Genomic DNA, 14851 nt, shown 5'->3' on the forward strand with positions numbered 1-14851 from the left:
TCGCCGCGGCCTCCCGTTCCCGCGCGCCGGGCTACGGGTGCGCCGGGATCACGCAGTCGTCCTCCCGTGCGGGGGCGTGCCCGGTCGGCCAGGCCACCCCCTCGAACGTCAGCCGTTTCGAGCCGGGTTCGAGATGGACCACGGACAGGGCCCCACCGCACGACAGGCGCCTCGGGTACTCAATGCCTGGTACGCAGGCACCGGCCGGACGTCCTGCCGACCGGTTGAGACAGACGTGCGACGGCGGAGCCCCGGCTCGGTGGAGTTCACCGGCCGGGGCGTCGCCATGCCAGTGGGCGGTCGGCTCACCCATGCGCCACGTACGCCAGGGTCGCGTGATCCGCTCCCGGAAGGTGTGGTGGGACGGGTTCTTGCCCGCAGTGTTTCGGCGCCCAGGACTGCACGTCGGTGAACTCCTCGGTGGCGTCCGAAGCCCTCCCGCACACCGCACACTCCATCGCGTACGTCGTCGGCTCGGTGTCCGGCTCACGATCGGGCTCCAGGGTCCACGTCACATACCCGATCACAGCCGGCATGCTCATCCTCGTACCTCCCCACCCAACTGCGCCCACACCTGCTTGCCCCACGGCAGCGGATCCGTGCCCCAGTCGCTCGCCAGCGCCTCCACAAGAGCCAAACCGCGCCCATGCTCGTTCCCGGTGTTCGTCTCCCTGTGCACAGGGGGCACCTTCGAAAAGTCCACGACGCCGATGCGCACGCATGCTGATGCGGGGCGGTCGATGACTACTCGGATGGTTTCTCTCCGCCCGTGCTGAACGGCGTTGGACACCAGCTCAGAGATGATCACGGCTCCACCCTCGACCAGGTCGTCCAGATTCCAGACGGATAGGGCGATTCGCACCAGGCGCCGGGCGGTGGCGGCGCTCTCGGGCTCGCGCGGCAGGGTCTCGCTGTACCCAGGGGGCCCGGTCGGGCGGGCCCGGGTTGTAGGTTGCGGCATGTCGCTCTGCTTCCTCGGATCGGCCAAGCCCCGGGGCCGGTCGCACGGCCGCCGGGGCGCTGTCCGCTCATGCAAGCCCGTTACCGGCAACGCTGACAGGGGCGCAACGTCCCACTTTCACCGCGCTATTCGCCAACCCCCAAGAAATCCGCCAACGGCCGGAGCCCTGGTGGCTTGTTGGGGAGGACCCACAGGTCGCGCACGATGGCCACGGCCAAGGTGTGGTGCTGCATCCACGCCGGCGCCACCCGGCGCAGGGACTCCAGTGTCTTCACCGCCCCGGCCGCGTCCCCGGTGTCCGCGTGGGCTCGGGCCACATCCAGCAGAAGCCATGTCCGCCAGGACGGCGGAGTGTCCTTACTCAGCCGCATCCCCTTGGCCAGCGCCAAGGCGTCCTGCGGGTGCCCATACTGGACTGCGAGCCGGACGCGTTCGATACGGACCGACGACGGACTGAAGACACTGACCATGCGGTTGTCGCCCTCATCAGGCAGCCTGGAGACACGGGTGGCCTCCTTCTCTGCCCGCTCCATCATCGTCGCCGCGCGCTCGTAGTCGCCGCTCCGGGCGGCCGACGTAGCGGCGCTCATGGTCAGCGCGCCCCATACCTTCAGGCCGTCGGCCGTCTCGTCACGGCCTGCTTCCACCATGCCGTCGGCGGCGCGGAGCGCGATGCTCAACGCGTCCTCCAGGCGCCCCTGCCGCTGATAGGTCCACGCCGTGGAGTTGACGATCATCGGCACGAGCAGCGGATCGGAGGACTGTCCCGCAGCGTCTATGGCACGTTCCAGGCCCGTCAGGGCAAGGTCGGTCTTGCCCATCCGCACGGCAACGTGTCCGGCGAGCTGAAGCGCCTTGCCCAGAGCTGCGTAACCGGCCCTGCGGTCGTCGTCGTTGCCCGAGGCCGTTGCGGTGCGAGCATCTGAGAGCAAGTCCGGCAGCGCCTTCATCACCGTGTCGAACTCGGCGGCGTGGTACTGCGTCCAGCCGTCCGCGATCTGCTCGCGGAGACGGTCCATCGAGAAGTCAGGCTCTGGCGGCTCCGGCTCCGGCCCCCAGAGCACGGGCATGATGGCGCGGCGTACGGCCACGAAGCGTGGTCCGTCGTTCTCGCCTGTGGACGAGACCGCAGGCGGGTCACCCAGGAGCGTAGTCAGTTCCACACCGAGACCGTTGGCCAGTGCGTGGAGTGTGGGCAGTCGCGCCGAGTGCTTCCGCCCCTGTTCGAGCTGGCGGATCACATCGACGGATACGCCGGAGCGCTCGACGAGCTCTTCTTGTGTCAGGGAGGCCAGGCGGCGCATGCGGCGCAGAGTCCGTCCCAGGTCTTCGTTTGCCACGCTGCCACGGTACGCCGCCGCTCTGCCGTGTTCCTTCGCCTGCACGGAGCCGCAGCCAAGCCTCCCGTCACTCGGAGACGCAGGACTTGTGGTGGTGCTCGGCGCCGAAACTGCGGGAACGGTCACCTCGCCAGGATCTTTCCTCACCCGCCGTCAGACACCGATTCCTAATGCCGTTTGTCAAGCCGTTCTGGTTGTCGATCACCCCCTCACCACGGTCGCGCGAGCCGCTGGCCGCCCGCCCCAGCTCGCATGGCTGCGACCATCACGCGACCCCGTCCACCGCCTACGCGAAGCCCTCCACGAACTCCCCTCCCGCGCGCCACCTGCCTCCAGGGCCCTGACGAACCATCCCTGGTCCGGGCATGCGACCGCACTACCACGACCCCAGACGCACGAAAGGCCGCCCTCCCACGAATGAGAGAACGGCCTCCGACCTGCGTTTCCGCATGGTCGGGACGACAGGATTTGAACCTGCGACCCCTTGACCCCCAGTCAAGTGCGCTACCAAGCTGCGCCACGTCCCGATGCCCGTCTGACCTGGGGTTTCCCCCTGGCTGAACGTGCATGAGAACAATACCGCACTCGGGCGGGTGGTCACGAACGCCTTTACCGCTTGACCTCAACCTAGCTTGATGTTCAACGCTTGTGCCATGACGAAAACCACCGCCGCACCGAAGCGCGACTACCGCGACATGAACCGTCTGATGAGCCTGATGACCGGGGACGAGAAGCACGGCCCCGCAGCGACATCCACCCTGGACGCCCTGTGGGTGCTGTACGACCGGGTGCTGCGGGTGACACCCGACACCGTCGACGCGCCCGGCCGCGACCGGTTCCTGCTGTCCAAGGGGCACGGGCCGATGGCGTACTACGCGGTCCTGGCCGCGCACGGTTTCTTCGGCGAGGAGCTGCTGCCGGGGTTCGGGGCGTACGACTCACCGCTCGGGCACCATCCGGACCGGATGCTGGTGCCGGGGGTCGAGATCGGCAGCGGGTCACTGGGGCACGGGCTGCCGCTGGCCGTGGGGAGCGTGCTCGGGTTGCGGGCGCAGGGGCTCACCGATCCGCGCGTGTGGGTGCTGATCGGGGACGCCGAGCTGGACGAGGGCAGCAATCACGAGGCGCTGGCCTATGCGGGCCCGGCCGGGCTGGAGCAGCTGCACACCGTGGTGATCGACAACGCGTCGTCCTCGTACGCCCGGCCCGGCGGGATCGCGGCCCGGTTCGAGGCGGCGGGCTGGTCGGTCGGCTCCGTCGACGGACGGGACCACGAGGCGCTGTACGCGGCCTTCACCGCGCCGCACCCCGGACAGCCGCGGGCCGTGGTCGCGCGCGTCGACCCGAAGGACTGAACGCACCGCGCGAAGACCGGGGACCCGAGTACGCCGAGCCTGCACGACACGAGAGGGACACTTCACATGGACACGATGCGTGACCGCTTCATCGCCACCACGTCACAGCTGCTGGACGAGGATCCGCGCCTCGCCCTGGTCCTGGCCGAGATCAGCCGGGACGGCTTCGGCGGGGCGGCGCGGGCCCATCCGGACCGGGTCATCAATGTGGGAATCAGGGAGCAGCTGCTGGTCGGCGCGGGCGCCGGGATGGCGCTGACCGGGCTGCGGCCGATCGTGCACACCTTCGCCAGCTTTCTGGTGGAGCGGCCGTTCGAGCAGGTCAAGCTGGACTTCGGCCACCAGGGAGTGGGCGGTGTGCTGGTCAGCGCCGGAGCTTCGTACGACTGGCCGGCCGGCGGGTTCACCCATATGTCGCCGGGCGATGTCGCGCTCCTGGACACCCTGGACGGCTGGACCGTTCATGTGCCGGGCCACCCGGACGAGGCCGAGGTGCTGCTGCGGGAGGCCGCGGCCGGGGACGGCCGGGTCTACGTGCGCCTGTCGGTGCAGTCCAACGACCAGGCACGGCCGGTCGGCGCGGGGACCGGGTTCACCGCGGTTCGGGAGGGGACGGGCGGGGTGGTGATCGCCGTCGGACCGATGCTCGACAACGTGCTCGCCGCGACCGACGGGCTCGATGTGACGGTGCTGTACGCGACGACGGTGCGCCCGTTCGACGGGGACGGGCTGCGGCGGGCGGTCGGTGCTCACGGGGTCGCCGATGTGGTGATCGTCGAGCCGTATCTGGCGGGCACGTCCACTGCTGCCGCCAACGACGCTCTCGCCGAGCTGCCGCACCGCGTGCTGGGCCTCGGAGTGGGGCGGGCCGAGCTGCGCAAGTACGGGGAGATGGACGAGCACCTGGCCGCGCACGGCCTGGACGCGAGGGGGCTGCGGGAGCGGATCGGCGCCTTCCTCCACCGCTGACCGGGCCGGAGCCGCCGGTCGGATGACCGGCGGCGTCCCGGTGCCGGTGTCGCCCTCCCCCCTCCGGGCGGGCTCGATGCCGCCCGGAGGGGGGAGAGAGAACCGCTACGGGTGGACGAGCAGCTGGGACAGTGCCACGCGTCCGGTGCCGGACGTCACGATCTTCACCGTGCGGGTGCGGCTGTCCAGGTCCAGGACCGTCGGGCGCAGCGCCTTCCCGCTGACGTGGACCGTTCCGTCGTCCGTGACCACGTCGAAGTCGGCGGTCGTGGCGGAGGAGTTGTTCCAGATCTCGATCTGACGGACGCGCTGCTCGGCGCCCAGGTCGACCTGCCACCAGGCGCCCGCCTCGGAGAGCGTGCGGGTGTCCGTGTTGGTGTCGCCGTCCAGGGCGAGCGCCGCGCCCGCCGTTCCCTCGGTGGAGGACTGGGTGGCCGTGCCGGTACGGGCCAGGTCGGTGCGCAGTTGCTCGACCGGACCGCCGTGGGCGCCCGCCCGGCGTGCGACGGCGAGGGCCTCGGCCGGCAGCCGGTCCAGGCCGGTGAGGTTGTCCGTCATGACCGAGCCCGTGCCACCGAGGGCGGGCGCGGCGGTGTCGGTCCAGTTGCCCCGGGCGGTGTTCCGGATGCCGTAGTCCGCCCAGTTCGAGACCCACTTGTAGCCGATGCGGGTGATGACGTTCTTCTCGACGACGATGTGCGAGGACTGTTCGTCGAGGTAGATGCCGTTGCCGTCGCGCTCGGTGTTCCCGAAGGCGGAGCGGTTGATGTAGTTGCCGGAGACGACCGTGCCCGGCTGTGCGCCCTGGGTGTAGATCGCCCCGCCGTCGTGCTGCTCCTGGGCGACCTCCATGACGTGGGTGATCCGGTTGTTCGTCACCTTGTTGTCGCGCAGGACGGACTTCTGGGACTCGGGCTGGTTCCAGCCCCAGCCGACCGAGATCCCGGAGTACGGGAGGTGGTCCAGGCTGTTGTGGTCGACGGTCAGCCCGGCCTCGTACCCGGCCCAGATGCCCACCGAGTCGGTGAACTCGACGCCGGAGCGGGTGATGGTGTTGTGCGCGACGGTGTTCCGCTCCCCCGCGAGCGCCGCCGACGGCATCGGCTCGGTGTCGCCCACGTAGACGGCGCCCGAGGAAAGGTCGGTGAAGGAGGAGCGGGTCACCGAGCTGTCCTTGGTGCCCGCTTCGAGGATCGCGCCCGCCCCGCCGAGCCGGCTGAACCGGGCGTTGTCGATGCTGACGCGCTGTCCGCCGCGAACGGTCACCGCGGCGGACGGCTTGGTGTAGAAGCGGCCCGCGTGGTCGACGGGGCCGGTGGCGCCGGTCAGGGTGAGACCGGCCTGCATGCCCGCGTAGCCCTCGTCGGTGCCGGGCCGGCGGTACGCCGCGTACGCGAAGCCGATCCCGCTGACGGTGACGTCGTGGGCACCGTCGACGACGAGCAGCTGTTCGGTGTGCGGGGTGACGGCCCGCGCATGGCGCATGTTCTCGCCCTTGCGCGGCAGGTAGGTGACGGTGCGGTCCTTCGAGTTCCACACGAACTCGCCCGGCTGGTCGAGGAGTTCGGGTGCGTTCTCGAAGTAGGCGACGCCGCTGTAGCGGGTGGAGTCGACCGTGGTGGAGTCCCAGGCGGGTCCGGTGCGGTCGGTACCGCTCGACGAGTTGGTCCAGCAGGGCTGGGCGAAGGTCATGGCATCGCCGTTCACGCCCGTGATCCGGCAGTGGTAGTTGCGCCAGCGGACCCGGATGACGGCTTCGGCGTCGGTGGGGCGCTGCCACTGGGCGATGCCCGTGGCGACCGCGCCGGTCATCCCGGTCTTCGTGGCGTCGCAGGTGCTCGCCGCACAGGCCTCGCCGCGGGCGCGGGTCGCGCGCCTGCCGTCGACGAAGAGCTGGCGGGGGTCGACGCCGGCCGGGACGTCGGCGGCCCAGGTGCCGTCGGCGTTCTGCCGCCAGCCGGTGATGTCCTGTCCGCCGGAGAGGACGGGGCGGGCGCCGGGGGCCGCGGTCCAGGTGACCGTGCGGCCGTTCTTCCCGGAGTCGGCGGGACCGAGCTTCAGTGGCTGGTCGAGCTTGTACGTGCCGTCCTTCAGGAGTACGCGCACGTCGCGGCCGGTCTCGGTGCGTGCCTGGTCGCGGGCGCCTTCCGGGGTGCAGGGGCGGGCGACCGTGCAGGAGGTGCCGTGTCCGTCCGGGGCCGCGTACAGGGTGCGGGTACCGGGGGCGGCCTGGGCGGCCGGGGCCGCCAGGAGCGCGGCCAGGACGGCGGCGGAGGCGGCAGCGGCGGTTCCTCGTACGACGTTCGGGGAGCGGCGGTTCACGCGGAGGCCTTCCAGTCGGGGTGGCCGGGCATGGGCGGGTTCACGGCTCCGAAGAGCCAGTCGCGCAGGAACGGGTCGAGGGACTTGTCGCCGGTGACGTCGACGGTGTGCCGGATGAAGGCCTCGCTGGTGTACGTGGAGTCCTTGAAGCGCTTCACCCACTCGCGCATGACCCGGTCGAACTTCCGCCGGCCGATCCGGAGGCCGAGGGCGTACAGGACGAGGGCGCCGCCGTCGTAGATGTTGGTGCCGCCGAGCGCCTTGGGCAGTCCGGGCGGCCCGTCGGCGGCGCGGACCGCGTCGAGCTTCTCGTACGTCGCCTTCATCTTGTCCTCGAAGACCGACCAGCCGCGCTCCTCGCCGTACAGACCGGCGTAGTACACGGCGGGGCCCTCGTTGAGCCAGGCCTGCTGCCAGTCGTTCGGGGTGACGGAGTCGCCGAACCACTGGTGGACGAGCTCGTGGACCATGGTGGTCTCGTAGCCGGGCTGTCCGTCGGCGTTGAGCTTGAACCAGTTGGTGGAGAACAGGGAGAGGGTCTGGTTCTCCAGGGCGTCGGTGTAGCCGTCGTAGATGTGGACGCCGTAGACGGAGAACGGGTAGCGGCCGAACTTCGCCTCCAGCCAGGCCAGATGGTCTGCCGTGCGGGCCACGATCGGGCCGTACTTGTCCTCCTGGCCCTGCGGGACGATGTGCCGCAGCGGCAGTCCGCGGTGGCTGGTGCCGTACAGATAGGTGCCCTTGACGACAGCGATGCCGATGAGTTCGGTCGCCATGGGCTCGCGCAGGGCGAAGTGCCAGACGGTGGAGCCGTCGGCGCGCGGGGTCCTGTGGAGCAGTTCGCCGTTGGCGGCGGCGACATAGCCCTGCGGGGCGCTGATGTGGAAGGTCCACGTCGCCTTGTCGGACGGGGTGTCGTTGCAGGGCAGAAAGGTGTCGGCGCGGGAGGACTGGGCGGCGGAGGCGAAACCGCCGTCGGTGCCGAACTTCCAGCCGGTCAGGCCGAGTCGGGGCGCCTTGCCGTTGCCCCGGTAGCGGACCTCGGCGGTGAACGCCTGCCCGTTGTGGAGCGGGCGGGCGGGGGTGACGGTGAGCTCCTGGCCGCTCTTGCCGGGCGAGAGCGCCCAGGTGGCGGGGCGGCCGGCGACGGTGACGGCGTCAATGGTGTGGCCGTCGGTGTCCAGGTTGAACGCGGAGAGGTCCTGGGTGGCCTTGGCGTTGATCCGCACCACGGCGGTGAAGTCGTAGGTGACCGGTGTGAAGTCGAAGGTCAGGTCGTAGTGGACGACCTGGTAGCCACCGTTCCCGAGGGTCGGGAAGAGCGGGTCGCCGACGCCGTCCGAGCCCGGCTTCGGGTCGAAGCCGTGCGACCGGGCGGAGGCGGGCGAGCCGAGGGCGGGTACGGCGACGGCCGCGGCCACCGCCGCGCCGCCGAGTTTCAGGGCCGAGCGTCGGGTCGTCACTTCTTCCCCTTCTGGAAGGCGTCCTCGAACTCGCCTCGGGCCTGCTCGCCGCCCTTGGCCAGGTAGTCCTTGACGAGCTGGTCGTAGGCGGACATGGGCTTGCGACCGGAGATGATGTCCTTCAGCGCGTCGCCCTTGAGCGTGTTGAGGCTGCCGGAACCCTTGGAGTCCCAGGTGGGCGAGGAGTACTGGAGCGTCGGGTCCGGCACCATCATGGGGATCATCCGGGTGAAGGCGTCGTGGACGTGGCGGACGCCCTGCTCCGAGTCGGCGCTGAAGATCGCCGGGACGGCGGAGGCCATGAACTTCCACGGCACGGTGACGTCCTGGGTGCCCTGCTTGGTGAGCGCCGGGTTGCCCTTGGCGTCCCGGGTGAAGTCCTTGCCCTCGACCCCGTAGTTGATGAGGGTGTACTCCTGGCTGCCGAACGGGGACGCGGCGAAGTCGGCGAGGGCCAGGATCTCCTTGACGCGGTCTCCGGACGCCTTCTTGATGTGGGTGTTCTGGAGCGAGATGTTGTCCATCCAGGCGACGGCGTCCTTGCCGACCGGCACGAGCGGGCGCGGGTCGTACTTCTTGTCGATCGCCTTCATCGAGGCGATGTAGCCGACGCCGGGCGCCAGGTAGGTGGGCATGCCGTCGTAGACGTAGGCGCCCTTGCCGTTCTTGAACATGTCCGTGTACTGGGCCTTCTGCGCCCCGGACATCTGGAGGGTGCCCGGGTAGTAGCAGCCGGCCTTGTACAGCAGCCGCGCCGTCTCGACGGCCTTGCGGTGCTCCGGGGTCTCCAGGTCGACGGTGAACTTGCCGGTCTTCTCGTCCAGCCGCCAGAAGCTGGGCGCGCCCGCGGACATGGCGAGCATGCTGGTGGCGCCCGCGATGATGGCGTACTGGTCCTGCTTGGGCCGGGTCAGCTCCTTGCAGACCTCGACGAACCGGTCGAGGTCGGTGATCTGGTCGAGGCTGGTGACGCCGACCTCCTCGAACAGGTCGTGGCGGTAGACGCCCGCGCCACCGGTGCCGGTCCGGGCGATCGGGATGCCGTAGAGCTTCCCGCCGAAGATGGCGGACTGCCAGGCGCCCTTCGGGATCGCGGCCAGGTTCGGGTAGTCCTTGGCCTTGTCACCGGCGAGGTACGGGGTCAGGTCGGCGCACTTGGCCTGGAGGAAGGCGGCCTTGTTGTCGACGCCACCGCTCTCCGGGTACATGAAGAGGTCGGGCAGGCTGTCGCTGGCGACCATGGTGGAGAACTTGGTGCCGTAGTCGTCCGCGGGCACGGCCGTGATGTTCACCTGGCCGCCGAGGAGCTTCTCGATCTCCTGCCAGGCGGCGTTGCTGCCGCGTGCGGGCGGCGGCGGCGAGAAGGTCTCCATCGTCGCGCTGATCGGCTTCGCCCCCTTGAGCGGGGTGTTCTTCGTGGCGCGCAGCGGCTTGGCCGGGTAGCTGAAGAAGCCCTGCGGAACGCCCGCCGCGGTGCCCGCCAGGTCGGGCTTGAGGCCGATGTTGCGGACCGCGGTGTTGGGCAGCAGCGAGGCGCTCTTGGCCTCTGCCTTCGCGGTCGTGCCGCCGTCGCCGCAGGCGGCGAGCAGCGGGGCGGCGGCCAGTCCCAGACCGACGCCCGCACCCATGCGGAACAGTGCTCTGCGATTGATGGGGGTGGAGCTCGACACCTGAATCTCCTTGAGAGAGGGGAAAGGAAGGAGTGGGGGGCGGTGGCTGCGCTCAGCCCTTGACGGCGCCCGTGAGCACGCCCTTGGTGAAGTAGCGCTGGAGGAACGGGTAGACGCAGAGGATCGGTACGACGGCGATCACCAGGACCGCCATCTGAACGGCCTGCTGCGGGGCGAGCACCTCGCCGGCCGAGGCGGCGTTCAGGCTCTGGCCCTGGAGCACGTAGGTGCGCAGCACCATCGGCAGCGGCCACTTGTCGGAGTCGTTGAGGTAAAGGAGCGAGTTGAAGAAGGCGTTCCAGTACGTCACCGCGTAGAAGAGGCTGATCACGGCGAGGACGGCCTTGGACAGCGGCAGGACGATCCGCACCAGGATGCGGAAGTCTCCGGCTCCGTCGACCTTCGCGGCGTCGTACAGCTCCTCGGGCAGGTTCATGAAGAAGGACCGCAGGACGACCAGGTTGAAGGCGCTGACCAGGGTGGGCATGACGAGCGCCGCGTAGGTGTCGTACAGACCGAGGCCCTTGACCAGCAGGAAGTTCGGGATGATGCCCGCGTTGAAGAGCATCGTGAACAGGGCCGTCATCAGGATGAAGCGGGAGCCCGTGACATCGCGGCGGGAGAGCCCGTACGCCATGCCGACGGTGACGAGGAGGCTGGCGAGGGTGCCGAAGACCGTGATGCCCAGGGAGACGATCAGCGCCCGGGTGACGACTCCGCCGGTGAAGATGGTGCGGTAGGCGTCCAGGGTGGGGTGGTCCGGCCACAGGACGAGGCCGGAGCTCTTGATGATGTCGGTCTGCGAGGCGAAGCTCGTGCCGATGACGCCGACCAGCGGGTAGGCGACGGCGAGGACGACCACGACGATGGCGATCGCCTTGGCGATCTGTCCGATGCGGGTCGGCCGCTCCATCCACGGGGGACGGCCGTCGGACTTCCGGGCGGGGGCGGGGCGGGGCGCCGGTGCGGTGGATTCCGTCGTGGCGCGCGTCTTCTCAGCGGTCAGCACCGCGGTACACCCCTTCGTGGCCGAGTCGGTGGGCGAACTTGTTCGCGCCCAGGACGAGTGCGGTGCCGATGACCGCCTTGACGAGTCCGACGGCGGCGGCGACGCCCCAGTCGTTGTCCTTGATGCCGTGGTAGTAGACGTAGGTGTCGAGGACTTCACCGGCGTCCGGGCCGACCGCGTCCCGCTGGAGCAGGATCTGCTCGAAGCCGACGGAGAGGATCTGCCCGAGGTTGAGGATCAGCAGCAGGATGAGTACGGGGGCGATGCCCGGCAGGGTCACGTGCCACAGGCGGCGTCGCGGCCCCGCACCGTCGATGGCGGCGGCCTCGTACTGCTGCTTGTCGATGTTCAGCAGCGCGGCGAGGATGATGATCGTGCCCCAGCCGGCGTCCTTCCAGGCGACCTGGAGGGTCAGCAGCCAGGGGAAGGCGTCGGGGTCGCTCATCATGTCGTAGCGCGGCAGCCCCAGGCCGCCGAGGACGTCGGGCAGGAGCCCGGCACCGCCCAGGATCTGCTGGAAGATCGAGACGATGATGACCCAGCCGATGAAGTGCGGCAGGTAGACGACACTCTGCACGAAGCGCCTGATCCGGTCGCTGGCGATGCTGTTGAGCAGCAGGGCCAGGGCGATCGGGACCGGGAAGAAGAACACCAGCTGGACGAGGGCGATCTCCAGGGTGTTGAACGTCGCGGACCAGAAGGCCGGCTCGCCGAACGCCGCGGAGAAGTTGGCGAACCCCACCCAGACGCTGTGCATGTAGCCGAGGTACGGCTGGTAGTCCTGGAACGCCACGACGTAGCCGAGCAGCGGTACGTAGTGGAAGACGACGAAGTACAGCAGGCCGGGCAGGGTGAGCAACAGCATCACCCGGTCCCGCTTGATCCGCTGCCAGAGGCTCAGCCGCTGCTGTGCGACTACGGCCCCGGCGGCTGGCGGGGAGGGTGTTTCAGCCTTCCGTCGCCGCTTTTCCCGCGGCAACGGGGGTGCTGTTTCAGCCATGGTGCGTCCTGTTCGGCTGGGTGGCGCGTGGTGGGCCTTCTGGGGCCGCAAGTTAGTAAGCGGTTAACCCAAGCGTCAAGAGATCCGGGCAAAAGTCATTGAGCCGCGATGCTCCAGCGGCCGAATCCGGCACATCGAACCAGTAAATATGCTGCTGAACTGGACAGTTGCAGCAGGTCGGAGCTTGACGGTCGGCCATCGCGCTCCTTAGCGTGCCGGTCATTCCATAGAACGCGATTACTGTCCGGAGGCAGGGTGCGAACCACCGAAGAGGCACCGGCACATTCCGGTAGCGATGCCGCGGCACCGTCCCCGCGACGGCCGCGCACGCTCCTGGTCATGAGCCCCGGACTGCTGGACGACGTCTTTCCGCCACCGGTACGGGCCCGTCTGGAGGAGACCGCCGACGTTCTCGACCCGTCTGTGATCAGCGAGTTCGACTCCCCGCAGGCCGCCGCGGCGCTGAGTGCCGCGGAGGTCCTGCTCACCGGCTGGGGCTGCCCGCCCGTCGACGCCGGGCTGCTGGACCGGGCGCCCGCGCTGCGTGCCGTGATCCACGCGGCCGGCACGGTGAAAACGTTTCTGTCCCCGGTTGCGTTCGATCGCGGGATCGTGGTCTCGTCGGCCGCCGCCGCCAACGCCGTACCGGTCGCCGAGTTCACCCTGGCGGCGATCATCATGGGCGCCAAGCGGGTGTTCCCGCTGGCCGGGCTCTTCCGCACCCGACGCACCCATCGCACCGGCGCCGACCTCGACCGGCAGCACTGGCTCGGCACGCACGGGCTGACCATCGGTGTGGTCGGGGCCTCCCGGATCGGCCGCCGGGTCATCGAGCTCCTCCGGGTCCTCGACGCGGAGGTGCTGCTCTACGACCCCTACGTCGGTGCGGCCGAGGCGGAACTGCTCGGCGTCACCCCGACCGATCTCGACACCCTGGTGGCGACCAGCGACGTGGTGACCGTCCACGCCCCCGACACACCGGAGACCCGCGGGATCATCGACGCCCGGCGGATCGGCCTGATGCGCCCCGGCACCCTGCTCGTCAACACCGCGCGCGGCCGCCTGGTGGACACCGAGGCACTGACCGGGCACCTGGTCAGCGGGCGGCTGGACGCGGTCCTCGACGTGACATCCCCCGAGCCGCTGCCGCACGGCCACCCCTTGTGGGACCTGCCGAACGTCTTCCTCACCCCGCACCTGGCGGGCGCCCAGGGCAACGAGGTGGGGCGGCTCGGGGCGCTCGCGGTCGGCGAGCTGGCGCGGTACGCGCGGGGCATTCCGTTCGAGCACCCGGTGCACCGGGCCGACCTGGGGAGGATCGCGTGAGCCCCTGGCCGGCGCAGGCGCGTGCCGTGACCGTCGATGTCCGCCCGGAAGGAGCGTCGCCCGGTGTGTGCGACCGCAAGGCGGCCGGTGCCTGCGACCGCAAGGCGCCCGGAAGCCCTCGCACCGGAGCCACCAGGGCATTTGGCCGACGTCGCGAGCGCGTGTGATGACCGGCGCGACGGGGCGGAGCCTGCCGGGAGGGGCACTAGGCTCGGCGTCACACAACAGCCACCAGGGGGTGAGCCGGATGCGCCGGCAGAGCACAGCCGCGGACGGACAACGGAGGGCGACGGTCACCGACGTCGCGCGGCTCGCAGGTGTCTCGACGGCCACCGTCTCCCGCGTACTGAACCGCAACTACCCGGTCGCCGAGGCCACCCGGGAGCGGGTCGAGTCCGCGATGCGCGAGCTGGGCTATGTCGTCAACGCCCACGCCCGCGCACTGGCCGGCGTCTCCAACCGCACCGTCGGAATCATCGTCAACGAGGTCATCGACCCGTTCTACGCGTACATCGCGCGCGGTGTGGAACGGGAGGCGGCACTGGGCGGACGACTCTGTCTGGTCTGCTGCACCCAGGGCGATCCGCAGCGGGAGCTGGCCTTCATCGATCTGATGCACGAGCGCCGGGCGGACGCGGTGGTCGTGGTCGGCGGCTCCATCGCGGACCGCGGCTACACCACCGAACTGGCCCGCAGGGCGCGCGAACTGGACGCGGGCGGATCGAAGCTGGTGCTGTGCGGCAGGCCGCCGCTGGGCGAGCAGGCACCGACCGTCGCGGTCGAGTACGACAACGAGGGCGGCGCCTTCGCCGTCACCGACCATCTGCTGATGCAGGGGCACGAGCGGATCCTCTATCTCGGCGGCCCGCCCAAGCTCTCCACCACCCGCGACCGGCTCGCCGGTCACCAGCGGGCGCTGCGGCTGCGCGGCATCGCACCGGACCCCGAGCTGGTCCGGCCCGGCGCCTTCAGCCGCAACTTCGGCTACCGGAAGATGGCCGAAGTACTGAAGGAAGGAACGGACTTCACCGCGGTCTTCGCCGCCAACGACATGGTGGCGGCGGGCGCGGCCCAAGCGCTGGAGGAGGCCGGGATCCGGGTACCGAAGGACGTTTCCCTGGTGGGGTACGACGACATCCCGGTGGCCCAGGAACTGCGGCCGCGGCTCACCACCGTCCACGTTCCGCTGGAGGAGATGGGTCGCCAGGCGGTACGGCTGGCCGTCACCGGCGGGGACGAGGACGACTGGCGCGAGCCGACCACGGATGCCCTGCGGCTCGGTACGCACATCGTGGTACGCGACTCCGTTGCGCCGAGGGCCGGCCGTTCCGTCGCGATGTGACCGGTTACTTCCCGCCTGTCCGTAGTTGGCCATAGAAAATAGCAGTAACTTCTTGCCCCCTCTTGCCTCTGGATAGCAACCGCTTACATGCTGG

At 69.9% G+C, this 14851-nt stretch carries 12 protein-coding genes and 1 tRNA gene; 4 read left to right on the plus strand and 9 right to left on the minus strand.

Going from position 1 to position 14851, the window contains the following annotated elements; all coding sequences use genetic code 11:
* Positions 1-305: 305 nt before the first annotated feature.
* The 4 genes from OG520_RS05265 to OG520_RS05280 all read right to left on the minus strand — a co-directional run bounded on the left by OG520_RS05265 (position 306) and on the right by OG520_RS05280 (position 2828).
* The gene (locus tag OG520_RS05265; RefSeq protein ID WP_406012361.1) at positions 306-542 is read right to left on the minus strand and encodes a hypothetical protein; all 237 of its coding nucleotides are present in this window, start codon (positions 540-542) and stop codon (positions 306-308) included.
* Entirely contained in the window at positions 539-961 is a 423-nt protein-coding gene (locus OG520_RS05270) for an ATP-binding protein (RefSeq protein ID WP_406012362.1), read from the minus strand. The genes OG520_RS05265 and OG520_RS05270 overlap by 4 nt, the downstream gene beginning before the upstream one ends.
* Positions 962-1086: 125 nt before the next feature.
* A complete protein-coding gene (locus OG520_RS05275) occupies positions 1087-2301 on the minus strand; it encodes a helix-turn-helix domain-containing protein (RefSeq protein WP_406016423.1) in 1215 nt (404 codons plus the stop codon).
* A 450-nt stretch (positions 2302-2751) separates the two neighbouring features.
* A tRNA-Pro gene (locus OG520_RS05280) sits at positions 2752-2828 on the minus strand.
* A gap of 126 nt (positions 2829-2954) precedes the next feature.
* On the opposite strand from OG520_RS05280, the gene OG520_RS05285 reads away from it, so the two are divergent.
* Positions 2955-3656: a transketolase gene (locus OG520_RS05285; protein WP_406012363.1), complete on the plus strand. Its 702-nt coding sequence runs from the start codon at positions 2955-2957 to the stop codon at positions 3654-3656.
* A 66-nt stretch (positions 3657-3722) separates the two neighbouring features.
* The gene (locus tag OG520_RS05290) at positions 3723-4625 is read left to right on the plus strand and encodes a transketolase family protein (RefSeq protein ID WP_406012364.1); all 903 of its coding nucleotides are present in this window, start codon (positions 3723-3725) and stop codon (positions 4623-4625) included.
* A 105-nt stretch (positions 4626-4730) separates the two neighbouring features.
* Here OG520_RS05290 and OG520_RS05295 read toward each other — a convergent pair whose 3' ends face one another.
* From OG520_RS05295 to OG520_RS05315, 5 genes are all read right to left on the minus strand, one after another.
* The gene (locus tag OG520_RS05295; protein WP_406012365.1) at positions 4731-6947 is read right to left on the minus strand and encodes a right-handed parallel beta-helix repeat-containing protein; all 2217 of its coding nucleotides are present in this window, start codon (positions 6945-6947) and stop codon (positions 4731-4733) included.
* A complete protein-coding gene (locus OG520_RS05300; protein WP_406012366.1) occupies positions 6944-8410 on the minus strand; it encodes a M1 family metallopeptidase in 1467 nt (488 codons plus the stop codon). Before OG520_RS05300 ends, OG520_RS05295 begins: the two co-directional genes overlap by 4 nt.
* Entirely contained in the window at positions 8407-10080 is a 1674-nt protein-coding gene (locus OG520_RS05305) for an extracellular solute-binding protein (RefSeq protein ID WP_406012367.1), read from the minus strand. The genes OG520_RS05300 and OG520_RS05305 overlap by 4 nt, the downstream gene beginning before the upstream one ends.
* 52 nt (positions 10081-10132) lie before the next feature.
* Positions 10133-10993, minus strand: a complete 861-nt coding sequence (locus OG520_RS05310) for a carbohydrate ABC transporter permease (RefSeq protein ID WP_266431402.1) — start codon at positions 10991-10993, stop codon at positions 10133-10135.
* Positions 10994-11075: 82 nt separating this feature from the next.
* Entirely contained in the window at positions 11076-12089 is a 1014-nt protein-coding gene (locus OG520_RS05315) for an ABC transporter permease (RefSeq protein WP_406012368.1), read from the minus strand.
* Between the two features lie 339 nt (positions 12090-12428).
* On the opposite strand from OG520_RS05315, the gene OG520_RS05320 reads away from it, so the two are divergent.
* Together OG520_RS05320 and OG520_RS05325 are read left to right on the plus strand one after the other, a co-directional pair.
* Positions 12429-13415 (plus strand): hydroxyacid dehydrogenase, encoded by a 987-nt coding sequence (locus OG520_RS05320; protein WP_406012369.1) that lies wholly within the window; start codon positions 12429-12431, stop codon positions 13413-13415.
* A gap of 247 nt (positions 13416-13662) precedes the next feature.
* Complete coding sequence (locus OG520_RS05325) at positions 13663-14757, plus strand: LacI family DNA-binding transcriptional regulator (RefSeq protein WP_406012370.1); 1095 nt, start codon at positions 13663-13665, stop codon at positions 14755-14757.
* The last annotated feature ends 94 nt before the right edge of the window (positions 14758-14851 follow it).

Origin of the sequence: Streptomyces sp. NBC_00984 (assembly GCF_045162475.1) — a bacterium.
Lineage (GTDB): Bacteria > Actinomycetota > Actinomycetes > Streptomycetales > Streptomycetaceae > Streptomyces.

Coding starts and splice junctions, on each gene's coding strand:
- OG520_RS05285 (WP_406012363.1), top strand. CDS start 2,955: ATGACGAAAACCACCGCCGCACCGAAGCGCGACTACCGCGACATGAAC.
- OG520_RS05320 (WP_406012369.1), top strand. CDS start 12,429: ATGAGCCCCGGACTGCTGGACGACGTCTTTCCGCCACCGGTACGGGCC.
- OG520_RS05270 (WP_406012362.1), bottom strand. CDS start 961: ATGCCGCAACCTACAACCCGGGCCCGCCCGACCGGGCCCCCTGGGTAC.
- OG520_RS05310 (WP_266431402.1), bottom strand. CDS start 10,993: ATGGAGCGGCCGACCCGCATCGGACAGATCGCCAAGGCGATCGCCATC.
- OG520_RS05290 (WP_406012364.1), top strand. CDS start 3,723: ATGGACACGATGCGTGACCGCTTCATCGCCACCACGTCACAGCTGCTG.
- OG520_RS05315 (WP_406012368.1), bottom strand. CDS start 12,089: ATGGCTGAAACAGCACCCCCGTTGCCGCGGGAAAAGCGGCGACGGAAG.
- OG520_RS05325 (WP_406012370.1), top strand. CDS start 13,663: ATGCGCCGGCAGAGCACAGCCGCGGACGGACAACGGAGGGCGACGGTC.
- OG520_RS05265 (WP_406012361.1), bottom strand. CDS start 542: ATGAGCATGCCGGCTGTGATCGGGTATGTGACGTGGACCCTGGAGCCC.